A 16,586-nucleotide genomic window follows, 5' to 3' on the forward strand; every position below is an offset into this window, starting at 1 on the left:
ACTATCGACAATAATATCGTTGATATCGATATCCCTTAAAATCAGGGTGAGGGCGGGGATCTTCCTGACACCGAAATTGGCTAAAATCTGTATTATCTTTTAAATTTACCCTCCAAAATTCAAAGGGACGTTGAACTTGAGTTAAAACGGTTGCTACCACAGGCGAAGGAGTATCTGTTTTTTTGACTAACAGAAATTGGGGTAATTTTTCAGCCTGCTGACGTTGGAATTCTAATCCTAATCCCATCAAAGCGCGAGTTTCTGCATGGGTTCGTTGACTGGTGGCAATGATCACAGGTGTTTTTGCTTCATTAATAATATAACTAGCTAAATGATCGGATTGTTGAGATTTTTGAAACCCATAATTTCCCCCAACGGTTAATGCACCAACACATCCCATAATTAAGGTAACAATCACAATTTTTTGGCTATTAGCTTGCAAAATAGGCGGAAGTGAAACCCAAGAATGATTAAAGATTTCGGGTTGTTTCCAAATCCGACCCAATGCAGAACCTACAATTAAAATAAACACAGGAAAGTAAACAAATTGATATCTGGCTGCCAGAGAGACATCCTTTTGAAGCCCATAAATTAAAATCAAAAACAAAACCAGAATACCACACAAAATACCGCCAAAAATTTTAGTTTCTAATTGAGTATTAGAGGATGTAAGATTGAACCGAATTCCCTGAATAATTCCAGGACTGACCCCAACTAAAACTGTTAATAAAATTAAGGCTGAAATTACCGTTATAATAGTCGGTGTTCCTTCAACGGGTAATAAAAAGATCTGGGTAATTAACCAGGCGAGTAAACGAAATAAAGGTTCTATCCATCCTAAGCCTTTAAATTCAGTTTCAATCCAGTCTGTAAGTTGATCATTGGGAATACTTTTTAAAATGGGAATCCAAACTAACCCACTGATAAAGGTTCCTAAAATTATTCCATAAATTCTTAGCCAAGCTGTTCTTAAAATGCCTAATTTATTTTGCCAATTCTTTAACCAAAATTCCCCTAAAACCAACCCCTCTGCACCCAAGAACACAATAAAAAAATAGTGACTGGCTATTCCTAAGCCATTAATCATAATCCAACCGATTACTTGAATAATAGATAAGGGTTTTTCCCCCTCTAAACTTCTGATCGCCTTGACAAAATAGCCTAAAGATGCAATAATCCAGAGTATAGTTATAGTATAATGTCGGGTTTCCTGCGATAAATAGATGCCATAAGGAGAAACTGCCATTAACGCAGCAGTAATTTGAGCAAAAATCAACGATCTGAAGGCAAAATAACTTAAACTAAAAATAGCCGGAATTGATAAAACTCCTAAAATAGAACTGAGCGATCGCGCTACCGTTAAAGAAACAAATTCTCCCTCGGTTGAAAACCATTTCATCCAAAAATGATTCAAGAGAAAATATAAGGGTGGGTGATTACTTTCACTAAACAAATGATAAACCACATCCGACGGTTGAGTTGTTGCTTCAAACCGCAAAGGGGATAATAAAATATCCGCCGAAATTATTTGATCTAAAGGAATTATTTTCAGTCCGTGACCCAAGCTAAAGACTAAAGTAGAAATTTCAATACTCGATGCTGATTTAGCTCCTAAATTGATAAATCTCAATAAAATTCCCAGTCCTACCCAAAATAATAATAAAACCGGATGAAACCATCGGTTATTAGTAATTTTCATCCTTAAAAACAATCCTTAACGAAAGCAGATAATTATTATAATTCATCTTTTCTCTCTGTTCCTGACTATAACTTAAAATCGTCGTTCTAATTTCAAACATTGACCCGGCGTTAACTTCCTAATTTCATCCGTTAAATCTAACCAAGGTTGTAATTGTCCTCGTTGAAATGTGCGACTAGAAGGAATATCCATCGACGTTTGATCACAACTAATACCTGCGGAAATAATTCCTCGCCAAGAATCAGCATATAATTCATCAATAATATGCCATTGATTTCTTTCCCAGCGAAATCGTCGTGTAAATCGAAAAGGTGCATCCTGTTTTCCGCGAACAATTTCAGAAGGATTTAAACTCTGAATTTGCTTTGAGAAAAATCTCCCTAAAATCAATATTAAAATTCGCATTAACACTAATTTCAACGAAGATAATTGATTAGGTTTTACCCAACTTAATCCCCCTTCAATTAAAACATCATCCTGTTCAACATGAATGGTATAGGAGCTCATTAAATGCGCCACAGCATTTTTAATCTGACGACCCTGACGAACTTGTAGGGAAAAATGAGTATCTGATAATATCAGTTTATTTTCTCTAAATAGCTTAAAAACTCCCCCTTTATTTAAAGCCACATATAATTCTACATGAGGACGACGTTTAATTAAAATTTCTGCTTCCTTTAAGCCAATACTCGCCACATCTCGCGGTAAAGGCTGGGGTCTTCCAGGAACAAAATTGCGCCAAGCCAGCAGATAATTTCCAACCCAATTTCCTAATAAATAATCATCGCCATAACAAGCTGATAAACCATTCTTAAGACCCTGTAAAAATCGATCATTAATTCGTAGTGCATCCGGTAACCATTCCCCTACCAATTCAAACCCATAGGGAAAAAATTGATAAGTATTTAAACTTCCATATTCACCCCCATACGACCCATCAGGATGAATAAAATAAGACGCTAACTCTACCGCCTTCAGCAAAGATTCTTTAAAGCGTAAATCCCCTCTTAAATCATCCAATTGAGCTAAAAAAGAAATCGTTAAGCTATGATAACCGGGATCAAAAGTATCGTATTCTTTAAACCATCCTTCCTGACTTTGTAAGGAGAATAACCAATCTAAACGTGAAGCTTTAATGCGATGCCATTTAGACGTTTGTAACATTTGTCCCAACCGTTCTAAACAGAGAATAATTAACGCCTCCTGACTCGCACTCTGGCTAAATTTACAATAAGCTAATCCATTCGCCCGACGTTCAAAACTTTGTAACCCTTCATAATTCATCAACCCTAATAAATGATAACTTTCTAAACAAGCAAATAGGGAAAAAGCCGTTGCGCTAGCAGAATGTTCTAAGGGAAAATTTTGATCACAAAAATTATCGTTGTGAACCGTATCAGTGGTATAAAGAATACCCGCCTCCACCCAATTTTTAATCGCAGGTTGTTGATAATAGGGATTATCGGAAATCGGAAGATCATAAACTAAAGCCAGAGGTAACACTAATTCTTGCATTCTACCATTGGCAAAATCTTTGATTTTATAATGCCAAAAATTTCGATCAAAACAACCATAAGTTCGACTATGGGGATTTCGATCCAATAAGGTTAAAATTTTAGGAATTTGAGCCAAGGCTTCACGGGCAAATAAATCTTTACTCACGGTTAATAACGGCTATTCGGTGCACCAAACAAATCACCGCTATTGTACCAAAAAAGGTGCGATCGCTATTTGATTTCGTGGTTTATTGGGTCTTCCAAGGTTAGTCCTGGTAAATTCTTGATATTCTTGATGTCTTTGGGGTTAAATATCAAGCTTATTTTGAAATTGATGATCAAGGGAAAGTTAAGGTTCTTAAAGTTTTATTGACAAATAATCCTAAAGCGGTCGATTTATTGAAACAACAAGCAGAAGTTTTGAGTCAAATTAATCATCCTGGAATTCCTAAAGTTGATCTTGATGGATATTTTACCTATCTTCCCAAGGGGAGCGAAGAAGCTCTTTATTGTTTAGTATCAGAAGTATTATCCCTGTTCCCTGTTCCCTGTTCCCTTTTGAGCAGAAATTTTGGATACAAATCAAATAGGATTACTATAGAGTTTTAACAGACTAAACTGAAGAATCTCAATTATTTGTATCCCCAGCCATTCCTTTAGTTTTATAGCGGAATGACTGAGTTGCTAATTTAAGCTGCTTTTCGTTCTTCCTGATCAAAGCCATGTAAAATGGGTTCGGGGCCGAATTTAGAAGTAACTTTCAGCAAACGGGGAATTTCAAAACTATTATAAATGCGAAACTCGCTTTGAATTGTTGCTTCTGCTGCTCTAACAGCTTGGTTTAAAACTAAAGAACCATCGGGGTCAGAAACAGAACGATGGAAGGTTCCGGGGGGAATTCTCAAAATGTGACGGTTCGCATCTAATCTAACAATATGATAGGGATCTTTCCAAGCAAAATTAACTAAATAAAAAGTACGTCCCCCACTCACCGCTAATAAATTATCTTCTTGATGAGGATGAAGATAAAATTGCCAATATCCGGTTTCAGTATTATTCGGGCTAATGGCTGGCCCTTCATGAAAGACTAAATCACGGGCGTTTGAATTGGCAATTGTAATATCAAAAAAACGCACACTGGGGGTATCACGAAATTTATGAAAGGGGATTAATTCAAACATATTCACTCTATTTAAAATATTAGTTTTTCGCGAGTTGTCTTTAGCTTAGTCACACTCGTTCAAACAATCAAAACTTATTCAGAATAGTTTCTATGCGGAAACCGAATAGATAGTCTAGAGACGGGGAGGGGGAATTTTTACGGTAAGATCGTAGTGAGTCCTTTAGGACTCTCTTTAGGACAGCCCTGAAGGGCTTACTACGGTTTGTCGTGAGTCCTAAAGGACTCTAAGAAAGCCCTGAAGGGCTTACTACGGTTTGGAATTGGAGGCAGTCCAACGGTTTATACTCGTCCTTTAGCTCGATTAATTGAGCAATTGCAACATTTACCCGGTGTGGGGCCAAAAACAGCCCAACGGTTGGCGCTTCATCTGATTAAGCGTCCTGATGAAGATGTGCAAGCCTTAGCCCAGGCGTTATTGGATGCGAAACAGCAAGTGGGTTTCTGTCAGGTTTGTTTCCATCTCTCGGCTGAACCCGTTTGCGAGATTTGTCGCCATCCCCAACGTGACCCCGATACAATTTGTGTGGTGTCCGACTCCCGTGATGTGATTGCATTAGAAAAAACGCGGGAATATAAAGGGAAATATCATGTTTTGGGGGGTGTGATTTCTCCGATGGATGGTATTGGCCCTGAACAATTAACCATTCAACCGTTAATTCGTCGGGTAAGTCAACAACAAATTAAAGAAGTGATTATTGCGATTAGTCCGAGTGTTGAAGGAGAAACCACAACATTATATTTAGGTCAACTGTTAAGACCCTTTACGAAAGTCACCCGAATTGCCTTTGGTTTACCGATGGGGGGTGAGTTAGAATATGCCGATGAAATTACCTTAGCAAGAGCGTTAGAAGGGCGACGAGAGTTAGAATAACCTGCTTCAATCATCCCTTGGGGAATAAAAACCCGGTTTCTGACAGAAGCCGGGTTTTTGCGATGGCTATATGTTCACTCCTTTATTGCATAACTTTATTCAAAAATCCATTGATTACATAATATAAGTCCTAAATCGCCCCAAACCCCTATAAATACATAACAAATTGGATAAATGCCAAAAAGTATGTAAAAAAATGTAACAAGAGCTACCATTATGCAAATAGTCGAGTTATTGTATACCTATACACAGAAAAGTTAAAACGATGTGTGCAAAACGACTGACTATTGCCATCCCCAATGGGTTGTATGAGCGATTGCAGACTGTTAAACAAGAAATCAACATATCTGGCGTGTGCCAGGAGGCTTTAAACATGGCGATTACACTCAAAGAAACCCAAACCCAAGCATTAACCTTTAACCACCAACAACTGATTGACCGCCTGAAACTGGAAAAAAAATTGTTAGTGGCGCAAATCAAAGAACAAGGTCGGAAATTAGGAATTCAATCTGCCATGACCCTTTCCTATAAAGAATTCCAACGCATTGAACGCCTCAGCCTAGGTCATGTCAGAATCGAAGCTAATTCCTTTGCGGATATGTGGAAATTATTAGCCAGTCGTCAACCTGAGCAAAACATGGAATTTCAAGGCGAAGAATTACGCGAAATGACTTCTCTGAATGAGGAAAACCAATCAATTTTTGTTGAAGGTTGGATGGAAGGCGTATTAACGGTTTGGAATCAAATTAAAGACGAACTTAATGATGTGGAAGCTGAATAAAATTCAGTGATTTAACCTAATGAATTCATTTCAATGGGCTCATCAGGATTCGACTATTCCTATTGTTAACAACTCTGATTTTTGTCAAACAACCCAGATGCTATTAACAATAACTATAGCATTTCCAGATTACTTGTAAATTATGAGATACAAGGGTAATCGATTTTTTAAATACGAAATAGAGAGAATTTACAAGTCAGATCAGATTGCTATAGTTTCCCCTTTTTAACTTATTTACTAATCTGGCAAATGCCAGGAGGCTTTAATTATGGCTATTTCTCTACAAGAACAAATGACTGCAACCTTTGATTCTGAATCCTTAGTTCAACGCTTACGCGAAGACAAAAAAACGATAGAAGAACAAGTTCAAGAACAAGGTTTTAATTTTGGGGTTAAATCGGCGAGTAGTTTATCTTATCAAGAATTTCACCGCATTGCAAATCTGAATGTTGCCGGGATTAATATTGACTCAGACGCATTTGCCGAATTGTGGGATTTTTTAGATCATCACCACTATCAAAATCAAAATCGTTTAGAATCGGGTGAATTGAGTCATTTATTACCCGATGATGAGGAAAATAAATTAACATTTGTTAAAAGTTGGATGGCAGGAGTTTTATCGGTTTGGCATGAAATTAAAAATAAAGTTGATAGTGAAGATGAAGAATAATTGACTGCTAAATTTTCTATTTGTAGTGAGTCCTTTAGGACTTTTGTAGTGAGTCCTTTAGGACTCTAAGAAAGCCCTGAAGGGCTTACTACGGTGTAGTGAGTCCCTGACATTTTATTGTTAATTAGGCGATCGCTACATCCGGTGAAATGATTGATTATAGTTGCCCATTTTCCACAATATATTCTGCTATTTTATGGACTGAGGTGCTAATTTGAGGAACGTTAGCTGTGTTATTATCAATTGCAGTAATAATATATTTTTCCCCATTAATTTGAGCCGCAACGGTTGTGCCAATAACCCTAGAATTTTGACCCGTTTTTTCTCCTAACCATTGAGTTTTCGGTAATCCTTGCAAACCCGCATAACCAATCACCCGATCATATTGACGATTTAACGCATCAATTAAGACTTGAGAAGAGGGATGTTCATAATTATAAATCTGTACCATCATTTCTGTTAGTTCATTACTGGTTAATCGATTTCGTCCTGTTCCGGGTCGCCAAGGCATAATATGATCTCCCATCAATTTAAAATTAACTTTTGTGAATTTATAGCCTTGGGATTCTAAAAATTTATTAATATAATCTGAACCTAAATAATCAATTAATTGGTTGGTTGCAATATTACTACTGTGATCAATCATCACTCCCATTAACTCTTTTAAAGAGTAAGATTGACGAGCTTGAATCGATGAAGCATCCTCGGTAAAGTTTCCTCTCTCTACGAGAACTTTTTGATCTAAACTAATTTTTTCTTCGGCTGTTTTATGTAAAAGAGCGATGGCAACGGGAACTTTAATTAAACTAGCGGGACTCGCTGGGGGTTCATTTCCCCGTAAATTAACACAGTCTCGTTTTAAGGTACAAACCGTAAGCATTGCTTGACGAGTTAACCCACTTTCTTGACGAATTTGTTCTAATATTTTTGCCCGTGCATCTAATAATTCATCGGTAATTTCAGATAAGCTAGATTTGTATTCTTTAATTTTATTAGAGGTTTGGCGGGCTAATAAAGAATAGGGGGGAATTTCCTGTAAATTATTAATTGCTTTTTCCCATAGATCTTGTACTTGTTTTCGCTGTTGGGGAGAAGGATCATTAGGATTAGCAACTTTTTGAGCTTGGGTTGCTAAACGAATCGCTTGTTTCCAACTATCTTCAGCCCGTTCTTCCACTAAAATTTGAACTTCAACGGTTTTTAATTTCTGTAATAATATTTCATTCGGTTCAAATTCCAGAGGGTCAGCAAATAAAGAATTAAAAAAGTTGGGTTCAGGTTGATCTTTAGGAGGGGTTTCTAACTCGTGAATTAAGCGATCTCGTAATACAATTAATTCTTTTAAGGAACGAGCTCCATACAATTCTGAAGCGGTTCCGAATGAAGGAAGTGCTTGAGTCAGTCCCAGACCCACAATCAGTGCCATACTACCTGTTACTGTTATAGCCCAACGCCAGACTTGACGCATTCTTAAACTCCTCACACACAAGCTTCATCGGTTTATAGACACAGATAACATCTTTCCTCAGCAAAGACATCTCTTTGCTCAGTTTCTTAAACAGATGAGATCCGAAATCAGATTACCATGATCTCTATCAAAATTAAATCATTACAGCCATGAGTTAAATTAGTTGAAAACATCCTTACAGAAATCCACAAAAGCTTAAATCATGGTCAATACTCAACTTCCTAATGGCCCCCGAACCCACCCCTGGCTACAAACCTTACAATGGATGAAAGATCCATTAGGTTTCATGGATAAATATACTCAACAATATGGGGATATGTTTACTGTTAGAATTGGCCCGGTATTTAAACCCCAAGTGTTTATTAGTAATCCCCAAGCGATTCAACAAATTTTAACCACTGACCCTCAACAATTAGATTCTGGCGCAGAAGCAGGTATTCAAGTTCCCTTAGCTGGCCCACAATCACTGTTATCTTTAGCGGGAAAACCCCACCAACGACAACGAAAATTATTAATTCCGCCGTTTCATGGAGAACGGAGAAGTTAGTTTTAGCTACAATTTTAAGCCAATGGCAATTAGAATTAACAACAAATGAGCCTGTAAAACCGGAACGACGGGGAGCTTTATTAGGAATATCAGATTCATTTAAAATGTTAGTAAAAGAAAAGAGATCCCTATCTGAAACTTCACCCCAAAATTCTAATCCTGTTGGCTCTAGTTTATAGCAGTTTTGGAATTTTTTTAATGATAAATTGGGCGCGGGTTTGTCAAGATTAAATTATACTGAATTTTTTCTCTAATCCGCTTTCTATTTATTGTTAGACTTAAGGGATCTATTACATCTTAGAAAAATTTTAATCTCATTAAATTAAAAAGTAATGTTAAATCAAACCAAACCAGAATTAAGACGTTTACTGATTAAACAACGTCGTTCGCTGTCAACAGAAGACTGGAAAGAAAAAAGTGAAAACTTGTGCCAAAATTTAAAACAGCACTCACTTTTTCAACAATCCAAAACTATTTTATCTTATTTCAGTTTTCGTCAAGAACCCGATTTAAGTTTATTATGGAGTAACACCCCTAAAACCTGGGGATTTCCCCGTTGTTTTGAACAATCTTTAACGTGGCATTGTTGGCAACCCGGAGATACTTATGAGATGAATCGTTATGGTATTCTTGAACCTCATATTAACTTACCGAAACTCAAACCCGGTGAAGTTGACTTAATCTTAGTTCCATCCGTTGCTTGTGATGCTCAAGGATATCGGTTAGGATACGGAGGCGGATTTTATGACCGAATGTTGAGTTTACCCGAATGGAATTCTATTCCCACGGTTGGAATTATTTTTGATTCTGCTTATCTTCCTCAATTACCAATTGATTCTTGGGATCAACCGTTAAATGCAGTTTGTACAGAATCTAATTTTTTTGATTTAAGAGTTTAAAATGATTGATCAATTGCCTAAATTTAACCTCAATAATAAAACCCTAAAAACAGTTATTATTTATATTATTTTGGGAATAATTGCTGTCTTAATGTTATTTCCTTTGGTGTGGTTAGTGAGTACCGCGTTTAAATCTCCCAGTGAGAATATCTTTCAATTTTCCCCGCAATTAATCCCCAGTCAACCGACGTTTCAGAATTTTATTACCGTCTGGGAAGCGAATCCTTTTGGCCGATATTTATTGAATAGTCTAATTGTGGCCACCTTAACAGTGAGTTTAAATTTATTGTTTTGTTCCTTAGCAGCTTATCCCTTAGCCAGATTAAACTTTAAAGGTAGAGATGGAATTTTTACGGCTATTATTGCCACAATTATGATTCCCTTTCAAATTGTGATGATTCCGTTATATGTGTTAACGGTGCAGTTAGAATTAAGGAATACTTATTTAGGAATTATTTTCCCCAGTATTGCTTCTGCCTTTGGAATTTTTCTCTTAAGACAAGCGTTTCAAAGCGTCCCCAAAGAACTAGAAGAAGCCGCTAGAATTGATGGTTGTTCAGAATTAGGGATTTGGTGGAATGTGATGATTCCCGCCGTTAAACCTGCTTTAATTACGTTAGCAATTTTTGTATTTATTGGGTCTTGGAGTGACTTCCTCTGGCCGTTATTAATATTAGATCAACCCGATTATTATACCATGCCTTTAGGAGTAGCAACTTTAGCCGGAACATTTTCCTTAGACTGGCGATTAATTGCGGCGGGTTCGGTCATTTCCATTGCACCTGTTTTGCTATTATTTTTAATTTTACAACGCTATATTGTGCCAACAGATGCGGGGTCAGGGGTAAAAGGCTAATTAATATTTATTAGCGACAAGTTAACGCCGCTTTAGGATAAGCAATGCGTTTGTGATTCACTTGTTCCCAAACCCGGACAAAAACCTCGGCGATTTTACTCATTTCTTCTCGCGTTAAACCCGAATCTATTAATTGATTATCTTGCCATCGAGCTTTTAAAATTTTATTCACCATATTTAACGCTTCTTCATGGCTGGCATCTTTAAGCGATCGCAAGGCAGCCTCACAAGAATCTGCTAACATGACAATACCCGTTTCCCTTGATTGGGGAATGGGCCCATCATAGCGAAAATCCGTTTCATTCACGACTAACTGAGGATTTTCTTTCGCTTGTTGTTGCGCTTGATAATAAAAATAAGCAATCTGCATATTGCCTTGATGTTCAGGAATAAACGCTTGAATTGCTTTGGGTAAACGATATTTTTTCGCCATTACTAACCCTTCGCTGACGTGTTTTTTAATAATTCTGGTACTTTCCCAAGGGTCATTAATCGTATCATGTTTATTAGGCCCCCCCATTTGATTTTCTATAAATCCTAACGGGTCGTGCATTTTTCCAATATCATGATAAAGGGTTCCGGTTCTGACTAATTCCACATTACAGCCTAATTCTTGTGCTGCTGCTTCTGCTAAATTAGCCACAAACATTGTATGTTGAAAAGTGCCTGGTGCTTCCATAGCTAATCGTTTTAATAACGGTCGATTGGGGTTCGCTAATTCGGCTAATCGAATCGGAGTAATTAAATCAAATAAATGTTCTAAATAGGGACTCAAACCCAAGGCGACAATACTCCAAGCAATCCCTTCTAATACTTGTAACCCCACAATTTTAAGCAACACATACCAAATTGATCCCGCCGTTGCACTTGCCATTAAATTTAGAATTAAATACACTGCACCTTGAGCCGCGCCAACTCCTAATCCCAATAACGCTAACTCTTCTCGACAGCGAGATTGTCCCGCTAACAAACTGCCCACCAGTCCCCCCGCCGCACTCGCTAATAAATGGACGTTATCAATTTCCATCCCAATCGGTAACAAAATTGAAAGCAAACCCACCACTGTAGCACCCACAGCAGACCCATAAAAACTACCCACTAATAACCCCACTGCGGGTAAATTAATCAGGGGTAATTTTAATAAAATAATAATCGGCGTACTTAACGTTAGCAATAATAATAGCAACCGATCTCGACGACGTAAACCTCGATGAAATTTCCATTCAACGACTAAAACCACTCCAACTCCAGCACTCACTAATCCCACAAGACTCATTAATCCTTTGGAGTTAATTCCCCGTTCACTTAAACCAAAATAATCCAGGAGAACAAAATCCTGTTGAGTAATTTTTTCCCCTTTAAAAACAATGATCTCTCCTTTATTAATATTCACCATCACAGGTTCAATTTGTTGGGCAACTAACTCCGCTCGATGACGAGTTGCTAGAGGATCTTTAACCAAATTTGCTTTTAAAACTTCAGTAAATAAATGGGTAGCAAACAATTGACTGTCTGAAGGAATCGTATTTTTGACTTGAATCTCAATCGCTTGTCTAAGAATTTCATCGGGTAAGCCGGGAGCGATGCCTTGAGCCAACATTTCCTGACTAATTTGATTAATTCCTTTTTGAGTTTGCAACCAAGTTGTATGAGGCCATTCAAAAAAAGATTCCGTGTAGAAAATTTCTTGCTCAATAGACCCTTCTTGAGAAAACGCATTTAAAGCTTTCGCATAACGCCAACGAGCTTGCGTGATGTCAGAGACCAATTGCGAAAATTCAACGGGAGTCGTTCGACGACGATAGGATTTTAATTGGATTAAGCTTTGTTGGCGAATCGCCTCTAAAGTTGCTTGTTGCCAATCTGCAAATTTTGTAGCCGTCTTTTTATTAGGACTTTTACGTTGAATTGTCGAAGGAATTTGCACACTCACTTGTTCAACTTGAGCCAATAAATCCTGCCATTCCCGTTCTGGACAGTGCCTTAAATAACGTTGAACTTCAGTCGATAAAATCCCTTTATCCACAAAAGGAAAGGGTTGCGAAATCTTGCGGATATAGGTTCCCTGTTCCAATACCTTGTGAATCCTTTGATGAATCTCTTGATTAACAGATAGGTCAATCACTAATACGGGAATAGCACCAATTTCTGCGGCTTTGCGCTTCTCATCGGTTGTTTTAAGATCGGGAACACTGGCGTCCCACGGTGCCTTAATCGTTTCCGGTGCAACCCGACCCACATCGAGTTTCGGTTGGTTGTAAAACCGTACTCCCATAACACTGGTTAAGGAAACAACGGCTACGAGAAAAAAGGTGGGACTACTCATGGAACCAGGACTTTTGTTAATGTTTCTGCGTTGGTATCGAGGCCACGAGGGAGTCCTATCACTGGAGAGGGAAGTGGGTATTTTTGTTTGGGAAGGCTTGGCACAAGGCAAGGGGGGATGAGCGCGGCTACAAAGCCGTTCAATCTGTTGCGTCAGAGCATGGAGCGTATTCATCTGCATTGAAGCTAGATCAAGGGTTTAGCAGCCGTGTCATCTTCATTCTATAGTATTGCTTGAAATTTTTAAGGAACGCTTATCGTTAGGCGGTTTCAGCACCGATCTCTCCGGCTGAACATAATTTATCCTTGTATTCTCATTTGGGTTGGGGTGGCAACGGCTGATTGTGCGAAAGTCTTACAAGCGGGATGAGAAGGAATGGGATGATACACCCCTGACCAAACCGCGAATAAGTGATGAGCTAACTGTAGCAATTCAGTCTCATAATTGTTGAATTCTACAGAATTATTTTCAATCTTTGGGTCAGTTTGGGAAAATAACGGTTTCTCTGAAAATGCTAAACGCCATCGGGTAGGAATTCCCATTAAGCCTTGATAGGCACCGGATAAGGCTCCACTTAGGGTCACAGTGAGTTCGGGGTGATATCCTGTTTGTAGCGATCGCAAAACCGTTAAAGAATAATCTTCGGGAGTGGTCAGAAAACAATAGAGGCTCAAAGCTAAAGCGATCCAGTTTTCAGAATCGAAGGTAGCAGAACTAGCTTTTGCCGCTTGAGTCAATTGACGAACTGCCGTTTCTAAACTAGCTCTGTGTTCCAATAAAGTTTGAACCTGTTCTAATTTAGCCGTTAAAGCTGTTTTTGGCTGTAATCGGGGTAAAAGGTTAGGAATCAGCCGATGAAGGTCTGGGTGGGGTGTGAGCATCTGGGCGATCACTGTGGCCATCAGTCCTATCCCATCCTGAATTTCAGCCACCCCTTCTAATTCCTTCCAGTCTAAGGGTTGTAACGCCCTCAAATTGTCATGAAAGAACAACCCTAGGGGTAAGCCGACTAAAGCTACTTCACTAGCAGACTTAAACAAAGGTTTGGTTTGGGTTTGTACCCTTTTGCCATAATCAACCGCATCGAAGCCTTGATATTGAATTAAGCTTTGGGTGAGTTGGGAAATTAATCTTCCTGCATTCCCAGATGAACGAGGAGATAGCGCCCCAGACAGAGGTTTTTGAAGATGTCCAACTTCTGTTTTGAGCAGAGATATCATCGGTTGTAGAGATGGATCATCCTCAAGTTCCATCGCTGGTTTACCCGGTGAAACGGAGCCATAGGTTAACCAACATTGACCTAATTCATAAGCGAGGACTCCTCCGAGAATCGCCCCCTGAAATTGGCTGCATAATGAATCTTTCTTCATGGAACCGATTCTCAGGCTTTTTGCCCCTTCAAATGATGAACTAAAGCCTGTAGTCCCAGACGGTAACTTTCTGCGCCAAATCCACTAATTTGCCCAATCGCCACTGATGAGATAAAAGAATGATGCCGGAACGCTTCTCGACGATAAATATTGCTCAGATGTACCTCAACGGTCGGAATTCCCACCCCTGAAATCGCATCTCGAATGGCAATGCTTGTGTGAGTATACGCTCCAGCATTAATTAATAAACCTTGGTGTTGCCCGAATGCGGAGTGTATTGCATCCACCAAAGCTCCTTCGTGGTTAGACTGAAGCATCGAAAGTTGAACCTCAAGCAACTGTGCTTCCTGCTCCAACATTCGATTAATTCCGTCTAACGTTGTTTTCCCGTAGATTTCGGGTTCGCGCTGACCCAACAAATTCAAATTAGGGCCATGCAGTACCAAAAGACTTAGCAACGGAGTAACCTGATAAAATGTTAAATCAACTAAACTACCTTCGACGAAGGGGTTCATCTACTGGTACAGGAATCGGCTCCGCTTCCGGTTGAGCCGCAGGGCCTAATAAGGCATCAATTAGCTCACGCGCCCATTCTTTTAGTTTTTCCAGTATTCTCTCAATGTATTCCATTGAACAAATGGCTCCTCGTTGTAAACTGGCTACGCAACTTGACCGCAGGTTTAAAATTAACCGAAGTTTAAGCCAAGCTAGGCATATAGCTCAAAACTCAGCCTTGCTATGGGTTAGCAAGTTTTATACAGAACAGATATCTCTGAGATATTTTTTATTTTATTATGTTACCTCCCGCTCAAAATTCTACAAAAATTTTGGGAATTTTTAAGCGTTTGCTAACATGACAGTCTTAGAGCAATCTAAGGAATTTAGAGAATTTTACAGCTTAACTCATCTCCTAGAGCAATTGCATTTAGGATGAATTGAAACAAGGTTTAATGATGATAACCGATGTTATACAGGCTGGCTCAACTAGAATTTGAGATAGGCTGCACTAATTACATCTTACCAATTTTTACAAGTTGTGATTAGGTTTTGAATTAAAGTTTACCGCTTTCATCATAACAAATCTTTACAAATTTACGCAAGGGGTTTTCAGAGTTGACGGTTGATTGTTGATGAGCGGGGGTAGGCGTAGCACGACTTTCCTTTTCTCCCTAACTCAGATGGCGACGCAGAAGGTCAAGGGCGCTACTGGCACTCCCCCGGCGTATCCAGTCCCGACCCCGGGTTTGACCGAAACGACATTCCAAACTTTCGACCTGGCCGTTGGGTGTTGCTAAACCGATATACACCAGTCCGACGGGTTTTGTAGCTGTCCCTCCTCCTGGCCCCGCAATCCCTGTAATACTTAAACCCCAATTCGTCTTTAATAGGGTTTTCACCCCCAAGGCCATTTGTTGGGCGACGATGGAACTAACGGCCCCCTGTTGAGTTAAATCATCAAGGTTAACCCCTAGCACAGAGGTTTTCACGGCATTACCATAAGCAATCACACCCCCAAGAAAATAGTCAGAACTGCCGGGAATTTGGGTTAGCATTTGTCCTAACCCTCCTCCTGTGCAAGATTCTGCAACACTTAATGTGGCTCGACTTTTTTGTAATAACGCCCCAACTACTGAAGCTAAGGTATCCTCATGTGCTCCATAACAATCGAGCCCCGCAATTTCTCGCAGTTGGGTTTCAACGGGGGTAATTAATTGTTGAGCAAGTTCTTGAGACTCTGCCCGGGCAGAAATTCTTAATTTCACCTCTCCATGATTCGCATAGGGGGCAACAGTTGGATTTTTCATCTCTAAAAAAGGCGCAACTTTTTCTGCTAAAGTTGATTCTGCTATTCCCCAAAATTTTAACGTTCGACTTTGAATAATTCCTTGACACCAACCGTTATTTTTAAGATAGGGAATTGCCACATCTCGCCACATTTGATAAAGTTCAGCCGGAACACCGGGAAAGGTTAAAATGGTCAGGTTATCTCCCCTGGGTTTCCAGATAATTCCTGGTGCAGTTCCCGTTAAATTGGTTAGAATTTCTGCCCCTTCAGGAATTAACGCTTGTTTACGATTACTCGCAGACATTACCCGTCCCCGTTGAGTAAATTTTTGAGTAATATCTTCAATAATTTCCGGTTTTTCTATTAATGGAGATCCAAAAAAATCTGCTATTGTTTCTACGGTTAAATCATCGGGAGTTGGCCCCAATCCTCCGGTAAAAATTAATAATTGAGAGCGTTTAGAGGCAATCTCAATCACTTTTTTCAGACGTTCTGGATTATCTCCCACAACCGTTTGATAATAATGGGGAATTCCTAATTGAGCTAATTGTTGACCTAAAAATTGAGCATTACTATTGAGAATATCACCCAAAAGCAATTCCGTACCGACACAAATAATTTCAGCAACCATAAG

16 protein-coding genes are annotated in these 16,586 nt (G+C 39.0%); 7 read left to right on the plus strand and 9 right to left on the minus strand.

Annotated elements, in window-relative coordinates:
- Position 1 precedes the first annotated feature (1 nt).
- Positions 2–1,699: a glycosyltransferase family 39 protein gene (locus PL9214_RS25775; protein ID WP_072722143.1), complete on the minus strand. Its 1,698-nt coding sequence runs from the start codon at positions 1,697–1,699 to the stop codon at positions 2–4.
- 72 nt (positions 1,700–1,771) lie between these two features.
- Entirely contained in the window at positions 1,772–3,361 is a 1,590-nt protein-coding gene (locus PL9214_RS25780; protein ID WP_072722144.1) for a hypothetical protein, read from the minus strand.
- A gap of 233 nt (positions 3,362–3,594) precedes the next feature.
- On the opposite strand from PL9214_RS25780, the gene PL9214_RS25785 reads away from it, so the two are divergent.
- A complete protein-coding gene (locus tag PL9214_RS25785; RefSeq protein ID WP_139295157.1) occupies positions 3,595–3,804 on the plus strand; it encodes a hypothetical protein in 210 nt (69 codons plus the stop codon).
- A gap of 80 nt (positions 3,805–3,884) precedes the next feature.
- On the opposite strand, the gene PL9214_RS25790 is transcribed toward PL9214_RS25785, so the two are convergent.
- A complete protein-coding gene (locus PL9214_RS25790; protein ID WP_072722146.1) occupies positions 3,885–4,376 on the minus strand; it encodes a redox protein in 492 nt (163 codons plus the stop codon).
- A 261-nt stretch (positions 4,377–4,637) separates the two neighbouring features.
- On the opposite strand from PL9214_RS25790, the gene recR reads away from it, so the two are divergent.
- From recR to PL9214_RS25805, 3 genes are all read left to right on the plus strand, one after another.
- Positions 4,638–5,249 (plus strand): recombination mediator RecR, encoded by a 612-nt coding sequence (gene recR, locus PL9214_RS25795; RefSeq protein WP_072722147.1) that lies wholly within the window; start codon positions 4,638–4,640, stop codon positions 5,247–5,249.
- A gap of 373 nt (positions 5,250–5,622) precedes the next feature.
- Positions 5,623–6,030: a molybdopterin-binding protein gene (locus PL9214_RS25800; RefSeq protein WP_072722148.1), complete on the plus strand. Its 408-nt coding sequence runs from the start codon at positions 5,623–5,625 to the stop codon at positions 6,028–6,030.
- 268 nt (positions 6,031–6,298) lie between these two features.
- Positions 6,299–6,700 (plus strand): protein kinase family protein, encoded by a 402-nt coding sequence (locus PL9214_RS25805; RefSeq protein ID WP_072722149.1) that lies wholly within the window; start codon positions 6,299–6,301, stop codon positions 6,698–6,700.
- A 157-nt stretch (positions 6,701–6,857) separates the two neighbouring features.
- Here the strand turns inward: PL9214_RS25805 and PL9214_RS25810 are convergent, their stop codons facing one another.
- The gene (locus PL9214_RS25810) at positions 6,858–8,168 is read right to left on the minus strand and encodes a serine hydrolase (protein WP_072722150.1); all 1,311 of its coding nucleotides are present in this window, start codon (positions 8,166–8,168) and stop codon (positions 6,858–6,860) included.
- 202 nt (positions 8,169–8,370) lie between these two features.
- Here PL9214_RS25810 and PL9214_RS25815 point away from each other — a divergent pair, with 202 nt between their 5' ends.
- The 3 genes from PL9214_RS25815 (at position 8,371) to PL9214_RS25825 (ending at position 10,470) form a co-directional block, all read left to right on the plus strand.
- Positions 8,371–8,715: a cytochrome P450 gene (locus tag PL9214_RS25815; protein ID WP_139295158.1), complete on the plus strand. Its 345-nt coding sequence runs from the start codon at positions 8,371–8,373 to the stop codon at positions 8,713–8,715.
- 332 nt (positions 8,716–9,047) lie between these two features.
- The gene (locus PL9214_RS25820; RefSeq protein ID WP_072722151.1) at positions 9,048–9,614 is read left to right on the plus strand and encodes a 5-formyltetrahydrofolate cyclo-ligase; all 567 of its coding nucleotides are present in this window, start codon (positions 9,048–9,050) and stop codon (positions 9,612–9,614) included.
- Position 9,615: 1 nt separating this feature from the next.
- Complete coding sequence (locus tag PL9214_RS25825) at positions 9,616–10,470, plus strand: carbohydrate ABC transporter permease (protein WP_072722152.1); 855 nt, start codon at positions 9,616–9,618, stop codon at positions 10,468–10,470.
- Positions 10,471–10,480: 10 nt separating this feature from the next.
- Here PL9214_RS25825 and PL9214_RS25830 read toward each other — a convergent pair whose 3' ends face one another.
- The 5 genes from PL9214_RS25830 to PL9214_RS25845 form a co-directional block, all read right to left on the minus strand.
- On the minus strand, positions 10,481–12,796 hold the full coding sequence (locus PL9214_RS25830) for an HD family phosphohydrolase (RefSeq protein ID WP_439331544.1): 2,316 nt from the start codon (positions 12,794–12,796) through the stop codon (positions 10,481–10,483).
- A 299-nt stretch (positions 12,797–13,095) separates the two neighbouring features.
- Positions 13,096–14,166 (minus strand): ADP-ribosylglycohydrolase family protein, encoded by a 1,071-nt coding sequence (locus PL9214_RS25835; RefSeq protein ID WP_072722153.1) that lies wholly within the window; start codon positions 14,164–14,166, stop codon positions 13,096–13,098.
- 11 nt (positions 14,167–14,177) lie between these two features.
- Complete coding sequence (gene aroQ / locus PL9214_RS25840) at positions 14,178–14,681, minus strand: type II 3-dehydroquinate dehydratase (protein WP_072722154.1); 504 nt, start codon at positions 14,679–14,681, stop codon at positions 14,178–14,180.
- The gene (locus PL9214_RS31605; RefSeq protein WP_186440459.1) at positions 14,659–14,796 is read right to left on the minus strand and encodes a hypothetical protein; all 138 of its coding nucleotides are present in this window, start codon (positions 14,794–14,796) and stop codon (positions 14,659–14,661) included. The genes aroQ and PL9214_RS31605 overlap by 23 nt, the downstream gene beginning before the upstream one ends.
- Positions 14,797–15,335: 539 nt before the next feature.
- On the minus strand, positions 15,336–16,583 hold the full coding sequence (locus PL9214_RS25845; RefSeq protein WP_072722155.1) for a competence/damage-inducible protein A: 1,248 nt from the start codon (positions 16,581–16,583) through the stop codon (positions 15,336–15,338).
- Positions 16,584–16,586: the final 3 nt, after the last annotated feature.

The organism is Planktothrix tepida PCC 9214 (assembly GCF_900009145.1).
Classification (GTDB): domain Bacteria; phylum Cyanobacteriota; class Cyanobacteriia; order Cyanobacteriales; family Microcoleaceae; genus Planktothrix; species Planktothrix tepida.

Excerpts from the sequence above, each read along its gene's own strand:
- PL9214_RS25830 (WP_439331544.1), bottom strand. The coding sequence starts at position 12,796 with ATGAGTAGTCCCACCTTTTTTCTCGTAGCCGTTGTTTCCTTAACCAGT.
- PL9214_RS25815 (WP_139295158.1), top strand. The coding sequence starts at position 8,371 with ATGGTCAATACTCAACTTCCTAATGGCCCCCGAACCCACCCCTGGCTA.
- aroQ (WP_072722154.1), bottom strand. The coding sequence starts at position 14,681 with ATGAACCCCTTCGTCGAAGGTAGTTTAGTTGATTTAACATTTTATCAG.
- PL9214_RS25800 (WP_072722148.1), top strand. The coding sequence starts at position 5,623 with ATGGCGATTACACTCAAAGAAACCCAAACCCAAGCATTAACCTTTAAC.
- PL9214_RS25825 (WP_072722152.1), top strand. The coding sequence starts at position 9,616 with ATGATTGATCAATTGCCTAAATTTAACCTCAATAATAAAACCCTAAAA.
- PL9214_RS25775 (WP_072722143.1), bottom strand. The coding sequence starts at position 1,699 with ATGAAAATTACTAATAACCGATGGTTTCATCCGGTTTTATTATTATTT.
- PL9214_RS25805 (WP_072722149.1), top strand. The coding sequence starts at position 6,299 with ATGGCTATTTCTCTACAAGAACAAATGACTGCAACCTTTGATTCTGAA.
- PL9214_RS31605 (WP_186440459.1), bottom strand. The coding sequence starts at position 14,796 with ATGGAATACATTGAGAGAATACTGGAAAAACTAAAAGAATGGGCGCGT.
- PL9214_RS25820 (WP_072722151.1), top strand. The coding sequence starts at position 9,048 with ATGTTAAATCAAACCAAACCAGAATTAAGACGTTTACTGATTAAACAA.
- PL9214_RS25845 (WP_072722155.1), bottom strand. The coding sequence starts at position 16,583 with ATGGTTGCTGAAATTATTTGTGTCGGTACGGAATTGCTTTTGGGTGAT.
- PL9214_RS25790 (WP_072722146.1), bottom strand. The coding sequence starts at position 4,376 with ATGTTTGAATTAATCCCCTTTCATAAATTTCGTGATACCCCCAGTGTG.
- PL9214_RS25810 (WP_072722150.1), bottom strand. The coding sequence starts at position 8,168 with ATGCGTCAAGTCTGGCGTTGGGCTATAACAGTAACAGGTAGTATGGCA.
- PL9214_RS25835 (WP_072722153.1), bottom strand. The coding sequence starts at position 14,166 with ATGAAGAAAGATTCATTATGCAGCCAATTTCAGGGGGCGATTCTCGGA.